Consider the following 21,650-nt stretch of genomic DNA (forward strand, 5'->3'; position numbering starts at 1 on the left):
ACCCGGCAGACCGGCCGCCAAACCGCTTCCGACCAGGCAAAACGTGTGTTCAGGGGCTCTGCAACACGCCCGCCACGAACCCGACACGGGGGTTCACGACCGGGACACCGTCCGTTCCTCGGACAATGGATTGGACAAGGCTCGTGGGGTCGAACGCATGATGGCTCCACGCGCGCCCGCGTCGTACGTACCAAAAGGAGTCACCGTGAGGGTCGGAATCGTCGGAGCCACCGGACAGGTCGGCGGAGTCATGCGCGGCATCCTCGCCGAGCGGAAGTTCCCGGTGGACGAGCTGCGGCTGTTCGCCTCGGCCCGTTCCGCGGGCTCCACCCTCGAGTGGGAGGGCCGGGAGATCACCATCGAGGACGCCTCCACGGCCGACTACGCGGGCCTGGACATCGTGCTGTTCTCCGCCGGCGGCGCCACCTCCCGCGCGCTGGCCGAGAAGGTCGCCTCCCAGGGCGCCGTCGTGATCGACAACTCCTCCGCCTGGCGCGGCGACCCGGAGGTCCCCCTCGTGGTCTCCGAGGTCAACCCGCACGCGATCAAGAACCGCCCCAAGGGCATCATCGCGAACCCGAACTGCACCACCATGGCCGCGATGCCGGTGCTGCGTCCCCTGCACGAGGAAGCCGGCCTGACCGCGCTGATCGCCACCACCTACCAGGCCGTCTCCGGCTCGGGCCTCTCCGGTGTGGCCGAGCTCAAGGGCCAGGCCTGCGCGGTCGCCGAGGCCGCCGACCAGCTGACCTTCGACGGCGGCGCGGTGGACTTCCCGGAGCCGGCCGTCTACAAGCGCCCGATCGCCTACAACGTGATCCCGCTCGCCGGCAACCTGGTCGACGACGGTTCCTTCGAGACCGACGAGGAGCAGAAGCTCCGCAACGAGTCCCGCAAGATCCTGGAGATCCCGGAGCTCAAGGTCTCGGGCACCTGCGTGCGCGTGCCGGTCTTCTCCGGCCACTCCCTCCAGGTCAACGCCCGCTTCACCAACCCCCTCAGCGTCGAGCGCGCGTACGAGCTGCTGAAGGACGCCCCGGGCGTCGAGCTCTCGGAGATCCCGACCCCCCTGCAGGCGGCGGGCAAGGACGCCTCGTACGTGGGCCGCATCCGCTCCGACGAGACCGTGGACAACGGCCTCGCGCTGTTCCTGTCGAACGACAACCTCCGCAAGGGCGCGGCCCTGAACGCGGTGCAGATCGCCGAGCTCGTGGCCGAGGAGCTGCGCGGCTGATCCCGCGGGCGTACGACGAGGAGGGCGGGCGCCCCGGGGCGCCCGCCCTCCTGGCACGTCAGGGCCTGCGCACCTCGAACTGGAAGCAGCCGAACTCGGCGAAGCGCAGGTGAACGAGGGCCACGGCGGGATCGGCGAAGGCCTCGGCGAGGGCCTGCTCGATCACCCCGTCGGGGTCCTCCCCGAGGTCCAGGACCCGCCCGCCGAGGATGTGCCCGCGGGCGTCGTACCGCCGGGCGGTGCGCTGCACCCCTGCCCGGGCGAAGGGGTGGCCACCGCCCCCCACGGGGCCCGCGCAGTCCTCGGCGTGGATGAAGACGGGCCCCTGCTCGTCGTAGGCGCCGGGATCGGCCCCGGTCCGCGCCGCCCAGCGGCGCAGCGGCGCGTAGGAGACGAGCGCGATCCGCTCCCCCGCCTCACTGGTGCGCAGGCAGCACCGCAGCGGCGCCCCGCCCTCTCCGTCGGTGTACGGGACGGGGCCGCGTCCCGCGTCGTCCTGCACGCGGAGCTCCTTGAGCGCCGCCTCCTCGATGGGCCTGGCCCGGTATGCACTGGTCATGGCAACCAGCGTGGCGCGGCGGCCGTCCGGTGTCCGGCGGGAATACGACGTCGCGTTCGCCCGTGGATTAGTCCGAGGCAGTGATGCTGTCCGGATGGCAGGATGGCCGGGCAACGTCACCATCGAAGGAGATGAACGCGTGCCAGGCACGAATCTCACCCGTGAAGAGGCTCAGCAGCGGGCAAAGCTGCTCACCGTCGACTCCTACGAGATCGAACTCGATCTCAGCGGCGCACAGGAGGGTGGCAGCTACCCGTCCGTGACCACCGTGCGCTTCCAGTCGGCCGAGGCCGGGGCGGAGACCTTCATCGACCTGGTCGCTCCGGCCGTGCACGAGGTCGTCCTCAACGGCAAGTCGCTGGACGTCGCGGCGGTCTTCCAGGACTCCCGGATCGCCCTGAGCGCCCTGGAGGCCGGGGCCAACGAGCTCCGCGTCGTCGCGGACTGCGCGTACACGAACACGGGTGAGGGTCTCCACCGCTTCGTGGACCCGGTCGACCAGCAGGCCTATCTCTACACCCAGTTCGAGGTGCCGGACGCGCGGCGGGTCTTCGCCAGCTTCGAGCAGCCCGACCTGAAGGCCACGTTCCAGTTCACCGTGACGGCCCCCGAGGGCTGGACGGTCATCTCGAACTCCCCGACCCCCGAGGCCGCGGACGTCAAGGACAACGTCTGGCGCTTCGAGCCGACGCCGCGCATCTCCTCGTACATCACCGCGCTGATCGTCGGTCCGTACCACGCGGTGCACAGCTCCTACGAGGGCCCGGACGGCCAGTCCGTACCGCTCGGCATCTACTGCCGTCCCTCGCTCGCCGAGTTCCTCGACGCGGACGCGATCTTCGACGTGACCCGGCAGGGCTTCGACTGGTTCCAGGAGAAGTTCGCCTACGACTACCCCTTCGCCAAGTACGACCAGCTCTTCGTCCCGGAGTTCAACGCGGGAGCCATGGAGAACGCGGGCGCCGTCACCATCCGAGACCAGTACGTCTTCCGCTCGAAGGTGACGGACGCGGCGTACGAGGTGCGCGCGGAGACCATCCTCCACGAGCTCGCGCACATGTGGTTCGGCGACCTGGTCACCATGGAGTGGTGGAACGACCTGTGGCTGAACGAGTCGTTCGCGACGTACACGTCGATCGCCTGCCAGGCGTACGCGGAGGGCTCGAAGTGGCCGCACGCGTGGACCACCTTCGCCAACTCCATGAAGACCTGGGCGTACCGGCAGGACCAGCTGCCGTCCACGCACCCGATCATGGCGGACATCCGTGACCTCGACGACGTCATGGTCAACTTCGACGGCATCACGTACGCCAAGGGCGCCTCGGTGCTCAAGCAGCTCGTGGCCTACGTCGGCATGGACGCCTTCTTCAAGGGCGTGCAGGCGTACTTCAAGGCGCACGCGTTCGGCAACACGCGCCTGTCCGACCTGCTGGGCGCCCTGGAGGAGACCTCCGGCCGCGACCTGACGGCCTGGTCCAAGGCGTGGCTGGAGACGGCCGGCATCAACATCCTGCGCCCGGAGGTCACCACCGACGCGAACGGCGTGATCACTGCCTTCGGCATCCGCCAGGAGGCGCCCGCGCTGCCCGCCGGCGCCAAGGGCCAGTCCACGCTGCGCCCGCACCGCATCGCGGTCGGCCTGTACGAGCTCCAGGACGGCGCCCTCGTGCGCACCGACCGGATCGAGCTGGACATCGACGGCGCGCTGACCACGGTGCCGGAGCTGGTCGGCCGCACGCGCCCGGCGGTCTTCCTGCTGAACGACGACGACCTGTCCTACGCGAAGGTCCGCCTGGACGAGGAGTCCCTCGCCACGGTCACCGCGCACATCGGCGACTTCACGGAGTCCCTGCCGCGCGCCCTGTGCTGGGCCTCGGCCTGGGACATGACGCGTGACGGCGAGCTCGCCACCCGCGACTACCTGGCGCTGGTCCTCTCGGGCATCGGCAAGGAGTCCGACATCGGCGTCGTCCAGTCGCTGCACCGTCAGGTGAAGCTGGCCATCGACCTCTACGCCGACCCGGCGTGGCGGGAGCAGGGCCTGGCGGCCTGGACCGAGGCCACCCTGGAGCAGCTGCGCGGCGCGGAGCCGGCCGGGGACCACCAGCTGGCGTGGGCGCGGGCGTTCGCGGCCACCGCCCGCACCGAGGGGCAGCTCACCTACCTGTCGGCGCTGCTCGACGGTGCGGCGGAGATCGAGGGCCTGGCCGTCGACACCGAGCTGCGGTGGACGTTCCTGGAGCGGCTCGTCGCGACGGGCGTCGCCGGGGAGCCGGCCATCGCGGCCGAGCTGCTGCGGGACGCCACGGCGGCCGGCGAGCGCCACGCGGCGACCGCCCGTGCGGCGCGCCCGACGGCGGAGGCCAAGGCCGAGGCGTGGGCCTCGGTGGTGGAGTCCGGCGACCTGCCGAACGCGGTGCAGGAGGCCGTGATCGGCGGCTTCGTCCAGACCGACCAGCGCGAGCTGCTGGCCCCGTACACCGAGAAGTTCTTCTCGGCGGTCAAGAACGTGTGGGAGACCCGCAGCCACGAGATCGCCCAGCAGATCGCGGTGGGCCTCTACCCGGCGCTGCAGGTCTCGCAGGAGACCCTGGACGCGACGGACGCGTGGCTGGCCTCGGCCGAGCCGAACGCGGCCCTGCGCCGCCTGGTCTCGGAGTCCCGCGCGGGCGTCGAGCGCGCGCTGAAGGCCCAGGCCGCGGACGCCGCTGCCGCTCAGGCCTGACGGCTCGCACCGTAGCCGGGGCTCCGCCCCGGACCCCGCGCCTCGAACGCCGGCGGGCTGGATTTTCAGCCCGCCCGGCGTTTGAGGACCGGGTCCGGGCGGAGCCCGGAAGCTGCTACCGCCGGGCCGAGGCCGCCTCGCGCAGGGCGGCGAGGACGTGCGCCAGTGCGGGTGCGGATTCGGCGCCCCGGCGGACCGCCGCGATCACGTGGCGGGTCGGGCGGTCGTGGGCCAGGACCCGCACCGTTCCGCCCGAGGCCCGGCTCGACACCATCCGGGGCACCAGGGCCACGCCCATGCCCGCCTCGACCATGGCCAGGATCGCCGTCCAGCCTGACGCCGAGTGCGCCTGTTCCGGGACGAAGCCCGCGGCTTCGCAGGCGGACCGGGCGATCTCCGACCAGGGACCGCTGCCGCCGTAGATCCACGGGTCGCCGGAGAGGTCCGCCAGCCGCAGATCGGCCGCGTCCGCCCGTGGATGGCCCGGCGGGAGCGCCACGTCCAGGGGGTCCTCCAGGAGCGCCACCCGCGTGAACCGGGGGTCCCGCGCGGTCGGTGCGTGGGCCGCGAGCGACAGCGCGAGGTCCACGCCGCCGGCCGACAGGAGCTCGTACGACTCCGCGGCCTCCGTCTCCCGAACCCGGACCTCCACCCCGGGGTGGGCCCGCCGCAGCGCGGCCACCGCCGGGACCACGAGCGCCGGTACCGCGGTGGAGAAGGCGCCCACCCGTACCTCACCCGCGTCCCCGGCGAGGTATCCGGCCAGTTCCGCGTCGGCCCGCTCCAGCTGGGCGAACACCGCCTCCGTGTGCCGCAGGACCAGGTGGGCCGCGTCGGTGAGCCGCACCCGGCGGCCCTCGGCCTCGAGCAGCACCACGCCCAGTTGCCGGGCCAGGTTCGTCAGTTGCTGCGAAACGGCCGAGGGCGTCATGTGCAGCGCCTCGGCCGTCCGGGTCACGGTCCCCCGTTCGGCGAGGGTGCGCAGGATCCGCAGCTTCTTGATGTCCCACTCGGTCATGGGACCGAACCTACCGCCGGGCACTCCCCAGCCCGACCCCTCCGAGGATCAGCGCCATGCAGAGCAGCTGCGCCGGTCCGGTCCGCTCGCCCAGGAGCAGGAGGCCGAGGCCGGCCACGCACACCGGCTGGAGGTAGTAGACGACTCCCGCGCGGGCCGCCCCGATCATCGAGACGGCCCTGTTCCAGGCGAAGAAGGCGACGGCCGAGGAGAACACCCCGACGTACAGCAGCGGTCCGACCGTTCCGGCGTTGACCGCGAAGCCGCCCTGGACGGCGACGGAGACGGCGTAGGCAGGTGCCAGCATCAGCGCGCCGAGCACGAAGGTGGTGATCAGGAAGGCCAGGCCGCCGAGTTCTGCGGGCTTGCGCTTGAGCAGGGCGCTGTACGTGGCGAAGGAGAGGGCGGCGCCGAACATCCACAGGTCGCCGGCTCCGAAGTCGAAGCCGATGGAGCCGTCGCCGACGAGCAGCAGCACGCCGAGGGCGGCGAGCAGGATGCCGAAGGCCCGCCGCGTGCCGAGCCGTTCGCCGCCGATGCGGGCGTAGAGCGCCATGATGACGGGCGAGGCCGCCATGATCATGCCCATGTTGGAGGCGGATGTGGTCAGTCCGGCCTGGTGCACGAGCGTGTTGTAGAGGGTGACGCCGAACAGCGTGGCGAGGGCGATGTACCCGAGGTGCCGCCGGATCAGGGCCCGCTGCTGCCAGGCCTGGCGGGCGGCGAAGGGGGCGACGGCGAGCAGGGCGATGATCCAGCGCCAGAAGACGGCCTGGACGGGCGGTACGGTCTCGGCCATGCCCCGGGTGGCGACGAAGCTGCCGGACCAGACGACCGTCGCGAGCAGGGCGAGGAGTACGCCGAGCCCGGCGGCACCCTTCTTCCCCGTGCTGCCGGGCCTGGCTTGCGAGACGGTACGGACGCGGTCCATGACGGCCACTGTGGGTCTGCTCCTCGGGGTTGCGGCGGGTCCTTCGTGCGGTCTACCGTCGCACCCTCTCATCCGTCAGGTCTATCGAAATGTTCTGATCGTTCTTTTCAGTAGAACTGAACGGTTGCGTGGTGCGGGCGACCGCCAGCTGGCCGGCGACGGTGGCCCCGAAGGCGATCGCCATGCCCACGAGCTGTACGGGCGACAGCGCCTGCCCGAGGGCGGCCCAGCCGATGACGGCGGCGGTGAGCGGGGACAGCGGGCCGAGCAGGGTGACCGAGGTGGCGCTGAGGGCTCCGATGCCGCGGAACCACAGCCAGTACGCGATGCCGGTGTTGATCAGCATCATGTACCCGTAGCCGAGGAAGGCCTTGCCGTCGAGGGCGGGCGGGGCCCCTTCGACGAGGGCGGCGACCGGGATGATGAACAGTCCGCCCGCGGTGAGCTGCCAGCCGGTCATCGCCAGCGGGCCGACGCCTTCGGGGCGGCCCCAGCGCTTGGTCATGACGGTACCTGCGCCCATGGAGGCGGAGGAGATCACACCGGCGACGACGCCGACCGCATCCAGCCCGGCCTCCGCCGTGAGGACGACCATGCTGACGCCGAACGCCCCGACCACGGCGGCGAGCACGGTGCGCAGGCTCGCCCGCTCCCCGAGGAGGAGTGCGGCCAGTCCTACGACGAACAGCGGGCCGGCGGCGCCCAGTACGGCCGCGACGCCGCCGGGGAGCCGGTAGGCGGAGAGGAACAGCAGCGGGAAGAAGGCGCCGATGTTGAGGATGCCGAGGACGGCGGACTTCCACCACCACTGGCCCTTGGGGAGGGTACGGGCCAGGGCGGTCAGCAGCAGCCCCGCGGGCAGGGCCCGCATGACGCCGGTGAACAGCGGCCGGTCGGGCGGCAGCAGCTCGGTGGCCACCGCGTAGGTCGAGCCCCAGGAGATGGGGGCGAGCGCGGTCAGGGCGACGGTGGCTAAACGCTTCATGGCGGGTGGCTCCTCGGTCGGGTGGAAGCTGGTGGGGCGGGCTCAGGCGGCGGAGGTCACCGGGACCGGCCCGGTGACGGCCTCGGCGGCCGGCGGCGGCTCGGCGTGCACGGCCTCGGCCGGCAGATGCCGCTCCAGCCGGAGCAGCGCCAGGGCTGCGCCGGTCGCGGCGACGGCCAGGACGGCCCAGGGCAGGCGGCCGTCGACGGCGAGCAGGGCGGTGAAGAGGGAGGGGGCGAGCGCGCCGGCCAGCGAGTAGGACAGCTGGTAGGTGGCCAGGTAGCGGCCACGGACAGGCTCGGGGGCGGCGGAGACCGACAGGGCGCCGCCGGAGGGGCTGTGCACGAGTTCGCCGAGGGTGTAGACGACGACGATGACCAGCAGGGCGATCAGGGTGACGGTCCGGCCGGGTCGCAGGGTGCCGAGCACGATCTGCCCGGCGAAGGCGGCGGCGAAGAGCAGGGCGCCGAGTGCGGCGGAGCGGGTGCGGCGGGCGCCGGAGCGGCGGACCCGGCCGGCGATCAGCACGCCGATCCCGGCGCACAGGACGGTGTTGACGGTGAAGGCCGCTCCGGTGAGGGAGTCGGGGGCCTTCAGCCAGGTGGAGAGGTAGAGCGGGAAGAGGACGGAGAGGGCGCAATAGCCCAGTGCGGTGAGGAAGTTGGCGGCGGTGAGCCCGAGGAAGGGGCGGTCGCGCAGGACCGTCCGGTACCCCACCGGGCCGACGGGCTCGGCGCCGGCCGCCCCTGCCGCCCCTGCCGTGCGGACCGCCCGGACCCGGCTGACGAGCAGTCCGGCGAGCGCGAAGGCGAGGGAGTTGCCCCAGGCGGTGTAGGTGAACCCGCCGGTGCCCCACAGTGCCAGCACTCCGGAGACGAGCAGGGCGCCCGCGCCCATCCCGGCGTTCTGCAGGGCCCGGGTGGATGCCTGGAGCCGGTCGCGGGCGGCGCCCCGTGCCACCTCGCCCATCAGGGACTGCTGGACGACGCCGAAGGAGCGGTCGGCGAATGCGGTGACGAGGGCGACGGCCGCGAAGGCGGGCAGGGAGGTCGCGAAGGGGTAGAGGGCGAAGCCGAGCGCCCGTGTCGCATGGAGCACCAGGTTGACCCTCTTGGCGCCGAACCGGTCGACGGCCGAGCCGGCCAGCGGCATGAGCGCCAGCCCGGCCAGTCCGGTGACGGTCATGACCAGGCCGACGAGGGTGAGGGAGAGGCCCGTGACGTGGTGGAAGAAGACCAGCGAGAAGGGGATGTACATTCCGATCCCGACCGCGCTGATGCCGATTCCGAGGAGCAGCGACCGCTCCCCCGCGACCTTCGCTTCCCCTGATCCAGCCGTCTTTCCCCCGAACAACGCCATGACCTCTCCCCCGGACTCGGTTGCCACTAAGTAGCTTACCGCTAAGCTACTTAGTGGCAAGCAACTTTTTTGCGAACGATCTCGGGGAAGCCGGATACTGCAGCCATGAGTGACGACAAGGACGCGGTGGACGCGATCACGGCCCAGTGGTTCGCCGTGCGCCCCGACCTGGAAACGGCGCCGATGGCCGTCTTCGGACGCATCTACCGGATCGCCAGGGCCATGGGCGACGCGATGGAGGAGTGCTACGCGCGCTTCGGCATCTCACGCGGCGAGTTCGACGTGGTGGCCACACTGCGCAGGTCGGGCGAGCCCTACACCCTCTCGCCCCGCCAGCTCTCGGCCACCCTCATGCTCACCACGGGCGGCATGACCGGGCGTCTGGACAAGCTGGAGAAGGCCGGACTGCTCGTGCGCAAGCCCGATCCGCACGACCGGCGGGGGCTCCAGGTGACGGTCACCGACCGTGGCCTCGCGCTCATCGACGAGGCCGTCGGCGCGGGCCTGGAGGTACAGCGCTCCGCGCTCACCGGGCTGACCGACGAAGAGGTCGCCGTGCTCACCGGTCTGCTCCGCCGACTGCTGGCCGGCGTCTGAGGACACGACAAGGCGCCGGGGGGCGTCGCACGGCCGATTCGATACGGCGGTGCGGACCCCCGGCGCCCGGGAAATGTCTGCTGGTCCCGGCCCCGTGGGGCCGGACCGGATCAGGCCTGCTTCGGCTTCCGGTCCGACGACTTGTCGAGGGCCATCACGAGACCGATGATGACCAGGAAAATCACGATGGGCAGGGCCACGTACAGGCCGACCGTCTCGCCGACGCTCAGGCCCGGACCCGGGTCGTCACCGTCGTCGCGGGTGAGCGCGAGGGCGGGAGACGTCATCAGCAGCATCATCAGCGCGGTTCCGGCCGTGACGGCGCCGGCGCGCAGAGCGTTCTTCTTGTCCACGGTGCAAACGTAGCGAACACCTAAACGGGGCGCGCGCCCGGGGGTGCCGTACGAGGTCGTGCGCCCTCCCCCACCGCGCTCAGCAGGGCGTTCGCCCGCGGCGAGGAGATCAGCTCCTCCAGTGTCAGCGGCCGCCCCCCGGCATCGGCGACCGGCAGCCGCCAATTGGGGTACTGGTCCCACGTGCCGGGCAGGTTCTGCGGCCGCCGGTCCCCCACCGCGTCCGGCAGCCACACGCCGACCAGCCGCGCGGGCGTGCGCAGCAGGAAGGCGTACAGGGCCCTTACGGCCGCCTCCTCGCCCTTGGTGTCCAGCCCCAGCCCGTCCAGCAGCTCCAGCCACTCGGCGGTGTCCGCGGCGTCCTGGGCCCGCTCCAGCTCGGCCGGGCGGGTCAGCAGGCCGAGCCGGTCGCGCAGTTCCACATGGCCGCCGGCGAGCTTGGCGGCCGTGGGCGGCAGATCGTGGGTGGTGACGGTGGCCAGGCAGTCGGCCCGCCAGGCCTGCGGGGCCAGCGGGCTCCCGCTGCCGTCCCAGTCCCGCTCGAACCAGAGCACCGAGGTGCCGAGCACCCCGCGCCGGGCCAGCTCCTGACGGACCCGCGGCTCCACCGTCCCGAGGTCCTCGCCGATGACGAGCGCGCCCGCGCGGTGGGCCTCCAGGACCAGGATCGCCAGCATGGCCTCGCCGTCGTAGCTGACGTACGCGCCGTCCGCGGGCGGGGTCCCCTCCGGGATCCACCAGAGCCGGAACAGGCCCATCACGTGGTCGATCCGCAGGGCGCCCGCATATCGGAACACCCCGCGCAGCAGGGACCTGAAGGGGGCGTAGCCGGTGGCGGCCAGCACGTCCGGGCGCCACGGCGGCAGGCCCCAGTCCTGGCCGCGGGCGTTGAAGGCGTCCGGCGGGGCCCCGACCGAGATGTTCCGGGCGTGGCAGGAGCCGGTCCCCGCGTCCGAGCCCTCCGGGTGCACCCCGACGGCGAGGTCGTGCACGATGCCCACGGCCATGCCGGCCGCCCGGGCCGCCTGCTGGGTGGCCGCGAGCTGGGTGTCCGTCAGCCAGACCAGCCAGCGGTGGAAGTCGGCCCGCGTCCGGGGGTCCTCGCCGGCCGCGGCCGCGCACCAGGCCGCGTGGGTGTCCAGCGAGGGGCCCTGTGCCGCGCGGAACTCCCCGTAGGCGGCTTCGCGTTCGGGTGTGCGCGGGACGGCGTACAGCAGCTCCAGGGCGGACCGCTTGAGTTCCCAGACGGCGTCCCGGTCGATCAGCGCGCCCTTCTCCAGGACCTGGCGGCGCAGTTCCCCGCCGCGCGCGGCGAGCTCGTCGAGGGCCCTGCGGTCGGGGCAGTCGGCGTGTTCGGGGACGTCCTCGATCCGCAGGTGCACCGGATCCGGGAAGCGCCGCGAGGAGGGCCGGTAGGGGGAGGGGTCGGTCGGGGCCCCGGGCACGGCCGCGTGCAGCGGGTTGACCTGGATGAACCCGGCGCCGTGGGTGCGGCCCGCCCAGCGGGCCAGTTCCGCGAGGTCGCCGAGGTCGCCCATGCCCCAGGAGCGTTCGGAGAGCAGGGAGTAGAGCTGGACGAGCAGCCCGTGGGCCCGCTCGGGCGCGGCCGGGGCCCGCTCGGGAGCCACGACCAGGGTGGCCTCCGCCGTGCGCCCGTCGGTGGCCTCGGCGGTGAGCCGGTGGACGCCGAGGGGCAGCCCGGGGCCCCACAGGAGCACCTCGCCCGTCTCCTCCTCCACCACCCGCACCCGGGTGCCGGGCGGCAGCCCGGCGGGCTCCGATGCCACGGGCTCCCCCTGCCAGAGGACCACCGTGGGCGGCAGCAGCCGCCCGGCCGCCTCCCGCGCGGCGGCCTCGGCGCACACCCGGATGCTCGACGCGTCGTCGGTGACCACCCCCAGCAGGCCGAGGACCGCCCTGACGGTGGTCTCCGGAACCGGGACGGTGACGTCGGCGGCGGGCCGGTAGTCGGTGGCGACGCCGTACTGGGCGGCGAGCCGGGCCAGGTCGTCCATCTGCGGGCGCTCCTTCGTGCGTGCGGGCATGAGGGCATGAGGATGTGTCAGAACAGTGGTGCACAGAGGTCGGACGCCGCCGGGGAACACCGCGTCCATACCCACTCGGAGGCACCGCATTCCTGGCATATCCGGGTCAGATCACCCACTCGCATTGACACTCCAGCCGCACGGATGGTGGGCTCGGGTTCATTCGTACGAGTGGGTGACGTCTCGCGATCGGGAGGCTCTGTGCAGCTCAGGGGCAGGAGGCGGACCACCGCCGCCGCCGTGGCGGTCATCGGCTCGCTGCTGGGCGGCGCCGTGTCCGCCGGGCCACCCGCGGCGCTCGCGGGACCCTCCGCGCCGGACGGACCGGCGCGCACTCCGGCCCCCGGATCCGCCCCGGGGTCCGCCCCCAACACCACCACTCCCGCGGGCACCGCCGCCGGGGCCCCGCTCGACCCCGGGGCCGACACTCCCCGGGCGGCCTCCGAGGGTCCCGCCGTCTGGCCGCGGCCGCAGTCGATGGCCGCCGATCCGAAGCGCGAGCTGCCCCTGGGCTCCGAGGCCGTCCTGGTCGCTGCGGCCGACGCCGATCCGTACGCCGTCAAGGTGGTCCGGGACGCCCTGCGCGCGGCCGGCGTACGGACCGTCCACGAGCCGGCCCCCGGAGCACCGCTGCCCCCGCGGGGCACCCTCGTACGGCTCCAGGACGCGGGCGCCGAGGAGGCGCTGCGGGCCCTGGGCGCGGCCGCGCCGGGCGACATGCCCGGCGGGGGCTACCGGCTGGCCGTGGGACGGCCCGGCGGCCGGGACACGATCGCGCTGGCCGGCGTCGGGGACGAAGGGCTGTTCCACGCGGCGCAGACGCTGCGGCAACTCCTCGCCGCGGGCGGCGGGAAGGTGCCCGGGGTACTGGTGCGCGACTGGCCGGCCGCGCCGGTGCGCGGGATCACCGAGGGCTTCTACGGACAGCCGTGGACCCGGGAACAGCGCCTCGCGCAGCTGGACTTCATGGGCCGTACCAAGCAGAACCGGCTGCTGCTCGCGTCGGGCGACGACACGTACCGCACGACGGGCTGGCGCCAGGACTACCCGCAGGAGCAGCAGGAGGAGTTCCGCGCGCTGGCCGAACGGGCCCGGGCGAACCGGATCGTCCTGGCCTGGGCGGTGACGCCCGGGCAGTCGATGTGCCTGTCCTCGGAGGCCGACCGGGCGGCGCTCGCACGCAAGCTGGACGCGATGTGGGACCTCGGCTTCCGCGCCTTCCAGGTGCAGTTCCAGGACGTCAGCTACACGGAGTGGGGCTGCCGGGCCGACCGGGAGCGGTACGGGAAGGGCCCGGCGGCGGCCGCGAAGGCGCACGCGGAGGTCGCGGGCGCACTGGCGGCGCACCTGGCCGCCCGGTATCCGGGGGCGCCCGCGCTGTCACTGCTGCCGACGGAGTACTACCAGGAGGGCGCCACCACCTACCGGACGGCCCTGGCGGGCGCGCTGGACCCGCGGGTGGAGGTGGCCTGGACGGGCGTGGGCGTGGTGCCCCGCACGATCACGGGCAAGGAACTGGCCGGGGCGCGCTCCGCCTTCGGGCGCCCGCTGATCACCATGGACAACTACCCGGTGAACGACTGGGATCCGGGCCGCATCTTCCTCGGCCCCTACGCGGGCCGCGAGCCGGCGGTGGCGGGCGGTTCGGCGGCGCTGCTGGCCAACGCGATGTCGCAGGGCACGCTGTCGCGGATCCCGGTCTTCACGGCGGCGGACTTCGCATGGAACCCGCGCGGTTACCGGGCCGGGGAGTCCTGGGCGGCGGCGGTGCGCGAGCTGGCGGGCGGCGACCCGCGCACGCGGGAGGCGCTGGCGGCGCTGGCCGGGAACACCGCGTCGTCCGGGCTCAAGCAGGAGGAGTCCGCGTATCTGAAGCCGCTGGTCGAACAGTTCTGGAAGGCTCGCGCCGCGGGAGATCCGGCGGCCGGGACCGCGCTGCGCAAGGCGTTCACCGTGCTGCGCGAGGCCCCGGAGCGGCTCCCGGCCCTGTCGGACGAGGCGGGCCCCTGGCTGGAGCGCCTGTCGCGCTACGGGACGGCGGGCGAGCTGGCGGTGGACGTCCTGCAGGCCCAGGCCCGCGGGGACGGGGCGGCCGCCTGGCAGGCCTCCCGGGCGCTGGCCGAGGCGCGCGAGGCGCTGGCCGAGCCGGGGACGGCCCGGGTGGACAAGGCGGTCCTGGACCCCTTCCTGGCAAAGGCGGCGGCGGAGGCCGACGCCTGGACCGGGGTCGCCCGCAAGGCCGGCACGGTGACGAAGGAGGCCGAGGCCTGGACCGTACGGCTGGACGCGGCGCGCCCGGTGTCGGCGGTGACGGTGATGACCGACCCGCTCCCGGCGGGGGCGCGGGGCGCCGTGGTGGAGGTGCACGTGCCCGGTGAGGGCTGGCGCAAGGTCGCCGACGCCGCGGCCTCGGGCTGGACCCAGGTGGAGACGGCCGGGCTGAACGCGGACGGGGTGCGCCTGTCCTGGGCCGGGGCCGAGTCCGCGCCCACGGTGCATCAGGTGGTGCCGTGGTTCGGGGACGGCCCGCGGGCCCGCTTCGAGCTGATGGACGGGGCCGCGACCGACGCCGAGACCGGCGGCGCCGCGCAGCGGGTCACGGCGCAGCTGTCGGCCCTCGGCCCCGGCGAGGTCCGCGGCCCGCTTTCGGCGCGGCCCCCGGCGGGCATCGAGGTCCGCCTTCCGCAGACCGCGGTGGTCCCGCGGGGCGGCCGGGTGTCGATCGCGCTGGAGGTGAGCGTCGCCGCGAACACCCCGCCGGGCAGCTACCAGGTGCCGGTGACCTTCGACGGGGAGTCGCGCGTGCTCACCGTGCGTGCGGTGCCCCGTACCGGCGGCCCGGATCTGCTGCGGACCGCGCGGGCGGCCTCCTCGGCGAACGAGACCCCGGACTTCCCGGCCTCGGCGGCCGTGGACGGCTCCTCGAGCACCCGCTGGTCGTCACCGGCGGTGGACGGTGCGTGGTGGCAGGCGGAGCTGCCCGCCGCGGCGCGGGTGGGCCGGCTGGAGCTGCACTGGCAGGACGCGTACCCCTCGGCGTACCGGGTGGAGACCTCCGCGGACGGCGTGACCTGGCGGCCGGCGGCATCCGTCGCGGCCTCGCGGGGCGGCCACGAGTCGCTCCGGCTGGACGCCCCGGGCACCCGCTTCCTGCGGGTCACGTGCGAAACCCGTGCGACGCGGTACGGCTGCTCCCTCTGGTCGGCGGAGGCCTACGCGGTCACCCCGTGACCCCGCCGCCGGTCCCGGGCGGGCGCAACCCCGCGGGGGACCGGCGGCCCCGCGGGCCCTATGACGCGGCGACCCCGATCCGTTCCAGGGCGTCCTCGGCCCCGTACGGCTGGAGGTACGGCATCCACCGCGGATCCCGGTGCCCCGTACCGATGATGCGCCAGGCCAGACCGGACGGCGGGGCCGGCTGGTGCCGCAGGCGCCAACCCAGTTCCAGCAGGTGCCGGTCGGCCTTGACGTGGTTGCACCGGCGGCACGCGGCGACGACGTTGTCCCAGGCGTGCTGGCCGCCCCGGCTGCGCGGAATGACGTGGTCGACGCTGGTGGCGACGGCCCCGCAGTACATGCAGCGACCGCCGTCCCGCGCGAACAGTGCGCGCCGGGTGAGTGGAACGGGCCCCCGGTAGGGGACCCGCACGAAGCGCTTGAGCCGTACCACGCTGGGCGCGGGGACGACCCTTGTCGCGCTGTGCAGATAGGCGCCGGATTCCTCCAAGGAGACTGCTTTGTTCTCCAGGACGAGGACGAGCGCGCGGCGGAGCGGTACGACGCCGAGGGGCTCGTACGACGCGTTGAGGACCAGGACGTGCGGCACGGACTGCCTCCTTGTACGCCGGCGGCGCGTGGCTCGCGCCGGGACGATCTGCTCTCCAGTCTCTCCTTACGGCTGGTCGAAGCGCCACCACGCGCCCGTAACGGGTCCGAGGTGTTTTCGACCACAGTCAGTCATCCCCGGGTGAGTCTGGTCTCTCCCTCGAACACGGCACCAAGGTGAAGGGATTGCCCCGTTAGTGTGGATGGCCTGCCCCTCATACCCCCGGTTCCGTCCGGGGGCACCACCGGTTCCGCGGGCAGACCGCTACACCTGGAGGTTCCCGTCGTGCCCTGGCCCGCCGTTCTGCTGCCGCAGGCAGCCGAAGTCCCGGACGCGCCCGCATCGGTCAAGGAGGCGCAGGAGAGCGTCACCGAGGCCGCCAGCTTCATCGAACAGAACTGGGCCACCTGGCTGAGCATCGGTCTGCGGATCCTGCTGATCGTGGTGATAGCCGCAGTGATCCGCTCGGTGGTCCGCAAGGCCCTGACCAAGCTCATAACCCGGATGAACACCAGCGCCGAGGCGGTGGAGGGTACCGCTCTGGGCGGACTGCTGGTCAATGCCGAGCGGCGGCGCCAGCGTTCGGAGGCGATCGGCTCGGTGCTCCGGTCGGTCGCCTCGTTCCTCATCCTCGGTACGGCCGCACTGATGGTCCTGGCCGCGCTGAAGATCGATCTGGCCCCGCTCCTGGCGAGTGCCGGTGTGGCCGGTGTGGCGATCGGTTTCGGCGCCCGGAACCTGGTGACGGACTTCCTCTCCGGCGTCTTCATGATCATGGAGGACCAGTACGGCGTCGGCGACAAGATCGACGCGGGCGTGGCCTCGGGCGAGGTCATAGAGGTCGGCCTGCGCGTGACCAAGCTCCGCGGGGACAACGGCGAGATCTGGTACGTGCGCAACGGCGAGATCAAGCGGATCGGCAACCTCAGCCAGGGCTGGGCGACCGCGGGCGTCGACGTCCAGGTCAAGCCCTCGGAGAACCTGTCCAGGATCCGCGAGGTGGTCCAGGGTGTCGCCGACTCCATGGCCAAGGAGTCCCCGTGGGACGAGCGCCTGTGGGGTCCGGTCGAGGTGCTGGGTCTGGACGAGGTACTGCTCGCCTCGATGACCGTGAAGGTGTCCGCCAAGACCATGCCGGGCCAGCAGTTCGCGGTGGAGCGGGAGCTGCGCTGGCGGATCAAGGAGGCCTTCGACGCCGCGGGCATCCGGATCATCGGCGGCATGCCGGCCGCCGACGAGGACGAGGAGGCCCCGGCCGACCCGTCCGCCTCGGTCGCCGCGCCGTCCGCACTGGCGAACCCGGCCTCACCGCAGTCGCTGGCCGCCACCCCGATCCCGCCGCAGGCCGGCCCGCGGATCACCAAGTAACCGCCCGCCGCACGGGCCCCGCACGCCCCCGCTGCCCCGCAGGTCATCCGTGAAATGACACAGCCTGCGGGGCAGCGGCATTGACACAGCTCAACAGGTGATAGGAAACTTACCTAACAGATCACCTCGGTGAGGGAGAGCCGCTCGATGCCCGCCGCCACGCCCGGAACGCCCAGCCTGTTGCGCGCCATGAACGACCGGGCCGCACTCGAACTCCTGCTCGCGCACGGCCCGCTGTCCCGGACCCGCATCGGGCACCTGACCGGACTGTCCAAGCCCACCGCCTCCCAGCTGCTGGCCCGCCTGGAAGCGGTCGGGCTCGTCGTGGCCACCGGCACGGACGGCGGACGCCCCGGCCCCAGCGCCCAGCTCTACGCGATCAACCCGCGGGCCGCCTACGTCGGCGGCCTCGACGTCACCCCGGAACGTGTGCTGGCAGCCGTCGCCGACATCACCGGCACGGTGATCGCCACCCACGAGGTCCCCTACACCGAGGGCGCGGAGGCCGTCGACCAGGTGACCGAGGCCCTCGGGGGCGCCGTCAAGGCCGCCGGGCTGCACCGCTCCGACCTGCGCCGGGTGGTCATCGGCACGCCGGGTGCCTTCGACCCGCAGACCGGCCGGCTGCGCTACGCCAGCCACCTCCCCGGCTGGCACTCCCCCACGCTCCTGGAGGACCTGGCGGCCGCGCTGCCGATGCCCGTCGAGTACGAGAACGACGTCAACCTCGCCGCGGTCGCCGAACAGCGGCTCGGCGCGGCCCGCGGCCACGAGGACTTCGTCCTGCTGTGGAACGAGGAGGGCCTCGGCGCCGCCCTGGTGCTCGGCGGCCGGCTGCACCGCGGCTGGACCGGCGGCGCCGGCGAGGTCGGCTTCCTCCCCGTGCCGGGCCGCCCCCTGGTCCGGGAGGTCACCCGGGCCAACTCCGGCGGGTACCAGGAGCTCGCCGGTGTGGAGGGCCTGCCCCGGCTCGCCGCGGACCTGGGCGTCGAGCCGTTGGAGACCCCCGCGCCCGGAGCCCCGTACGGCCGGGAGGTCGCCGCCGCCGTCGCCCTGCTCGAGCAGGCCGCCGCCGCGCCCGAGGGGGCGCACCTGCGCTTCCTCCAGTCGTACGCCACCGCGCTGGCCACCGGTCTCGCCTCGGTCGTCGCCGTCCTGGACCCGGAGATCGTGGTCCTGTCCGGGTCCGCGATCAGCGCGGGCGGCGAGCCGCTGCGCTCGCTGCTGGAGGCCGAGCTCACCGAACTGGCCCCCTCCCGGCCCCGGCTGGTCCCCGGCCAGGTACGGGAGCGGCCCGTCCTGCACGGAGCGCTGGAGAGCGCGCTCGCCGCCACCCGGGACGAAGTGTTCGACACCTCGGGCTGAACCGCCCGCCCCGGGCCGGCCGCCCGCATCCGCCCCGTCACCTCCGCACCCCCGCACCGCCGCACCGCCGCACCGCCGTGCACCGCACCGCCATGTCCCACCCCACCGGCACCCCCCACGGAAGTTCCTCCCGCAGAGAGCGAGCCCCGCCATGCCCAGAACCGGACGCCTGACCACCGCGACCGCCGTCCTCGCGGCGATATCCGCCCTCGCCACGGCCTGTACGGGCCAGAGCGCGGACACCGCCTCCGACGATCCGAAGGCGGACGTCACCCTCACCTTCTGGCACGGCTGGTCCGCGCCGAGCGAGGCCAAGGCGATCGAGGACAACATCGCCCGGTTCGAGAAGGCGCACCCGAACATCAAGGTCAAGGTCACCGGCAACATGACCGACGACAAGATCAACCAGGCGCTGCGCGCGGGCGGGGACAAGGCCCCCGACGTGGTCTCCTCCTTCACCACCGACAGCGTGGGCAAGTTCTGCAACTCCCGCGCCTTCGCCGATCTGAACCCCTTCCTGGAGAAGTCCGGGGTGGACAAGAAGAAGGTCTTCCCCAAGACCCTGCTGGAGTACACGGAGTTCAACGGCAACCAGTGCACGCTGCCGCTGCTCAACGACGCGTACGGCCTCGTCTACAACAAGACCGCCTTCGCGGCGGCCGGCATCACCGAACCCCCGAAGACCTGGAGCCAGTTCGCGGAGGTCGCCCAGAAGCTGACCAAGCCCAAGGGGGACTCGTACGAGCAGGTCGGCCTGATGCCGACCTTCCACGGCTACGAGACCACCCCCATGCGGCTCGCCGCGCAGTGGAGCCCCGCCTACTTCGGCGCGGACGGGAAATCCAACCTGGCGAAGGACCCGGCCTTCGCGAAGATGCTGACCGCGCAGAAGGACCTGGTGGAGCGGCTCGGCGGCTACGAGAAGCTGGAACGGTTCCGCAACACCTTCGGTGACGAGTGGGGCGCCGAACACCCCTTCCACACCGGCCAGGTGGCCATGCAGATCGACGGCGAGTGGCGCGCCCCGATGGCCAAGGAGGCCGGCGTCGCCTTCGAGATCGGCACAGCGCCGCTGCCCGTGCCCGACGAGCAGGCCGCCGACTACGGCAAGGGCTACCTCTCCGGCACGATCATGGGCATCGCCTCGGGCAGCAAGAAGCAGAACGCCGCCTGGGAGCTGGTCAAGTACATGACCACCGACACCGAGGCGGTGGTGGCCTTCGCCAACGGCATCCACAACGTGCCGTCCACGCTCGCCGCCCTGGAGTCCCCGGACCTGCAGGTGACCCCCGAGTTCAAGACCTTCCTCGACATCGCCCGGCACCCGAAGTCCAGCACCACCCCGGCCAAGGCCGACGGCGGCACCTACCAGCTGACCTTCACGGACTTCGCGTACGCCGTCGAGAAGGGCGACGTCACCGACATCCCGGCCGGTCTCGCGAAGACCGACCAGCAGATCGACACGGACATCGCGAAGGCGAAGTAGCCCGATGACCGGCACGCACCCCCTGCGCTCGAAGCGACGGCGGTCCGCCCTGCGCACCGCCGCCTTCATGTCCCCCTGGCTGATCGGCTTCACGGTCTTCTTCGTCTACCCGCTGCTGTCCACCCTCTACTTCTCCTTCACCCGCTACGACGGCTTCCGGCAGCCCTCCTTCAACGGTCTGGACAACTGGAGCTACGTCTTCACGGACTATCCGCTGTTCTGGCCGGCGATGCGCAACACCCTGTGGCTGGTACTGGTGATGGTCACCTGCCGGGTCGCCTTCGGCCTCGGCATCGGCCTGCTCATCACCAAGATCAAGACGGGTGCAGGGATCTTCCGGACCCTGTTCTACCTGCCCTACCTCGCCCCGCCCGTCGCCGCGACCCTGGCCTTCGTCTTCCTGCTCAACCCGGGCACCGGACCCGTGAACACCCTGCTCGACGCGGTGGGGCTGCCCACGCCCGGCTGGTTCACCGACGCCGACTGGTCCAAGCCGGCCCTGACCGCCCTCGCGCTGTGGGGGGTGGGCGACCTGATGGTCATCTTCATGGCCGCGCTGCTGGACGTACCGAAGGAGCAGTACGAGGCGGCCGAGCTGGACGGGGCCGGGGCCTGGGCGCGGTTCCGGCACATCACCCTGCCCAACATCTCGCCGATCATCATGTTCGCCGTGGTCACCGGGGTCATCCAGGCCATGCAGTACTACGCCCAGCCGCTGGTGGCGGGGAAGGTCGCGGCCGGGGTGATCGGCGGCTCGGGCCAGCAGTTCGAGCCCGGCTACCCCGACAAGTCCACGCTGACCCTGCCCCAGCTCGTCTACAACCTCGGGTTCCAGCGCTTCGACTACGGCACCGCGTGTGTCGTCGCACTCGTCCTGTTCGCCCTCTCCATGGCCTTCACCGCGCTCCTGATGCGCCGCCGTGGCGGTCTGATCGGAGCAGGTGAATGAGCACGTACGACGGCAGGAGAACCTCCAGGGCGGTACTGCACTGGGTCGGGGTGCACTCGCTCGGCGTGGCCGCCGCCCTCTTCTTCGTCCTCCCCTTCGTCTTCCTGCTCCTCACCTCCCTGATGGGCGACCGGCAGGCGCTGACCCGCGACCTGTGGCCCGACACCTGGCAGTGGGGCAACTACGCGAAGGTCTGGCACACCCCCGGCTTCCTGACCTGGTGGCGCAACACGCTCCTGTACGCCGGACTCGGCACCCTGTTGACCGTGGTCTCCTCCGTGCCCGTCGCGTACGCGCTCGCCAAGTTCCGCTTCCGCGGCCGGCGGCTCTCGCTGCTGCTCGTCATCGCCATGATGATGCTGCCGCCGCAGGTGGTGGTCATCCCCATGTACCTCTTCTGGGCCAAGCAGCTCGACCTGTCGGGCACCCTGTGGCCGCTGATCGTCCCGATGGCCTTCGGCGACGCCTTCTCCATCTTCCTGCTCCGCCAGTTCCTGCTGACCATCCCCGACGAATACCTGGACGCGGCCCGCGTCGACGGCTGCGGCGAGGTGCGCACCCTGCTGCGCGTGGTCCTGCCGATGGCCAGGCCCGGGATCGCCGCCGTCGCCCTCTTCCAGTTCTTCTGTGCCTGGAACGACTACTTCGGCCCGCAGATCTACGCCTCCGACAACCCGGCCGCCTGGACCCTCAGTTACGGGCTGGAGTCCTTCAAGGGGGCGCACCACACCAACTGGAACCTGACCATGGCCGCGACCGTACTGGTCATGGCCCCGGTGATCGTCCTCTTCTTCTTCGCTCAGAAGGCGTTCGTCGAGGGAGTCACCCTGACCGGCGTGAAAGGCTGACG

The 21,650-nt window shown here is 72.6% G+C and carries 17 protein-coding genes; 9 read left to right on the forward strand and 8 right to left on the reverse strand.

Going from position 1 to position 21,650, the window contains the following annotated elements; genetic code table 11:
• Positions 1-205 precede the first annotated feature (205 nt).
• Positions 206-1,234 carry an aspartate-semialdehyde dehydrogenase gene (locus OG444_RS14040; RefSeq protein ID WP_327262489.1) on the forward strand — a complete coding sequence of 343 codons (1,029 nt, stop codon included), beginning with the start codon at positions 206-208 and terminating at the stop codon, positions 1,232-1,234.
• Between the two features lie 58 nt (positions 1,235-1,292).
• Here OG444_RS14040 and OG444_RS14045 read toward each other — a convergent pair whose 3' ends face one another.
• On the reverse strand, positions 1,293-1,793 hold the full coding sequence (locus OG444_RS14045; RefSeq protein ID WP_327262490.1) for a DUF1203 domain-containing protein: 501 nt from the start codon (positions 1,791-1,793) through the stop codon (positions 1,293-1,295).
• 139 nt (positions 1,794-1,932) lie between these two features.
• On the opposite strand from OG444_RS14045, the gene pepN reads away from it, so the two are divergent.
• Positions 1,933-4,518 carry an aminopeptidase N gene (gene pepN, locus OG444_RS14050; RefSeq protein WP_327262491.1) on the forward strand — a complete coding sequence of 862 codons (2,586 nt, stop codon included), beginning with the start codon at positions 1,933-1,935 and terminating at the stop codon, positions 4,516-4,518.
• A 115-nt stretch (positions 4,519-4,633) separates the two neighbouring features.
• Here pepN and OG444_RS14055 read toward each other — a convergent pair whose 3' ends face one another.
• From OG444_RS14055 to OG444_RS14070, 4 genes are read right to left on the reverse strand one after another with little or no spacing between them, the layout of a single operon-like run.
• Positions 4,634-5,536: a LysR family transcriptional regulator gene (locus OG444_RS14055; RefSeq protein ID WP_327262492.1), complete on the reverse strand. Its 903-nt coding sequence runs from the start codon at positions 5,534-5,536 to the stop codon at positions 4,634-4,636.
• 10 nt (positions 5,537-5,546) lie between these two features.
• A complete protein-coding gene (locus OG444_RS14060) occupies positions 5,547-6,467 on the reverse strand; it encodes a DMT family transporter (RefSeq protein WP_327262493.1) in 921 nt (306 codons plus the stop codon).
• A 52-nt stretch (positions 6,468-6,519) separates the two neighbouring features.
• Positions 6,520-7,452: an EamA family transporter gene (locus OG444_RS14065; RefSeq protein WP_327262494.1), complete on the reverse strand. Its 933-nt coding sequence runs from the start codon at positions 7,450-7,452 to the stop codon at positions 6,520-6,522.
• Positions 7,453-7,494: 42 nt separating this feature from the next.
• The gene (locus tag OG444_RS14070) at positions 7,495-8,811 is read right to left on the reverse strand and encodes an MFS transporter (RefSeq protein WP_327262495.1); all 1,317 of its coding nucleotides are present in this window, start codon (positions 8,809-8,811) and stop codon (positions 7,495-7,497) included.
• A gap of 105 nt (positions 8,812-8,916) precedes the next feature.
• On the opposite strand from OG444_RS14070, the gene OG444_RS14075 reads away from it, so the two are divergent.
• Positions 8,917-9,408 carry a MarR family winged helix-turn-helix transcriptional regulator gene (locus OG444_RS14075; protein WP_327262496.1) on the forward strand — a complete coding sequence of 164 codons (492 nt, stop codon included), beginning with the start codon at positions 8,917-8,919 and terminating at the stop codon, positions 9,406-9,408.
• 110 nt (positions 9,409-9,518) lie between these two features.
• Here OG444_RS14075 and OG444_RS14080 read toward each other — a convergent pair whose 3' ends face one another.
• Both OG444_RS14080 and OG444_RS14085 read right to left on the reverse strand, forming a co-directional pair.
• Entirely contained in the window at positions 9,519-9,761 is a 243-nt protein-coding gene (locus OG444_RS14080; protein ID WP_327262497.1) for a hypothetical protein, read from the reverse strand.
• 20 nt (positions 9,762-9,781) lie between these two features.
• Complete coding sequence (locus OG444_RS14085) at positions 9,782-11,806, reverse strand: 4-alpha-glucanotransferase (RefSeq protein WP_327262498.1); 2,025 nt, start codon at positions 11,804-11,806, stop codon at positions 9,782-9,784.
• Between the two features lie 201 nt (positions 11,807-12,007).
• Between OG444_RS14085 and OG444_RS14090 the strand changes: the two genes are divergently transcribed.
• Positions 12,008-15,037, forward strand: coding sequence for a beta-N-acetylglucosaminidase domain-containing protein (locus tag OG444_RS14090; protein ID WP_327262499.1), 3,030 nt, complete (start codon positions 12,008-12,010; stop codon positions 15,035-15,037).
• 58 nt (positions 15,038-15,095) lie between these two features.
• On the opposite strand, the gene OG444_RS14095 is transcribed toward OG444_RS14090, so the two are convergent.
• Positions 15,096-15,632 (reverse strand): HNH endonuclease, encoded by a 537-nt coding sequence (locus OG444_RS14095; RefSeq protein ID WP_189737015.1) that lies wholly within the window; start codon positions 15,630-15,632, stop codon positions 15,096-15,098.
• A gap of 285 nt (positions 15,633-15,917) precedes the next feature.
• Between OG444_RS14095 and OG444_RS14100 the strand changes: the two genes are divergently transcribed.
• From OG444_RS14100 to OG444_RS14120, 5 genes are all read left to right on the forward strand, one after another.
• A complete protein-coding gene (locus OG444_RS14100; RefSeq protein WP_327262500.1) occupies positions 15,918-17,000 on the forward strand; it encodes a mechanosensitive ion channel family protein in 1,083 nt (360 codons plus the stop codon).
• A 147-nt stretch (positions 17,001-17,147) separates the two neighbouring features.
• Entirely contained in the window at positions 17,148-18,365 is a 1,218-nt protein-coding gene (locus tag OG444_RS14105) for an ROK family transcriptional regulator (RefSeq protein WP_327262501.1), read from the forward strand.
• A gap of 151 nt (positions 18,366-18,516) precedes the next feature.
• Positions 18,517-19,851 carry an ABC transporter substrate-binding protein gene (locus OG444_RS14110; protein ID WP_327262502.1) on the forward strand — a complete coding sequence of 445 codons (1,335 nt, stop codon included), beginning with the start codon at positions 18,517-18,519 and terminating at the stop codon, positions 19,849-19,851.
• Positions 19,852-19,855: 4 nt separating this feature from the next.
• Complete coding sequence (locus OG444_RS14115) at positions 19,856-20,800, forward strand: carbohydrate ABC transporter permease (protein ID WP_327262503.1); 945 nt, start codon at positions 19,856-19,858, stop codon at positions 20,798-20,800.
• On the forward strand, positions 20,797-21,648 hold the full coding sequence (locus OG444_RS14120; protein ID WP_327262504.1) for a carbohydrate ABC transporter permease: 852 nt from the start codon (positions 20,797-20,799) through the stop codon (positions 21,646-21,648). Before OG444_RS14115 ends, OG444_RS14120 begins: the two co-directional genes overlap by 4 nt.
• The last annotated feature ends 2 nt before the right edge of the window (positions 21,649-21,650 follow it).

Source organism: Streptomyces sp. NBC_01232, assembly GCF_035989885.1.
Taxonomy (GTDB): domain Bacteria; phylum Actinomycetota; class Actinomycetes; order Streptomycetales; family Streptomycetaceae; genus Streptomyces.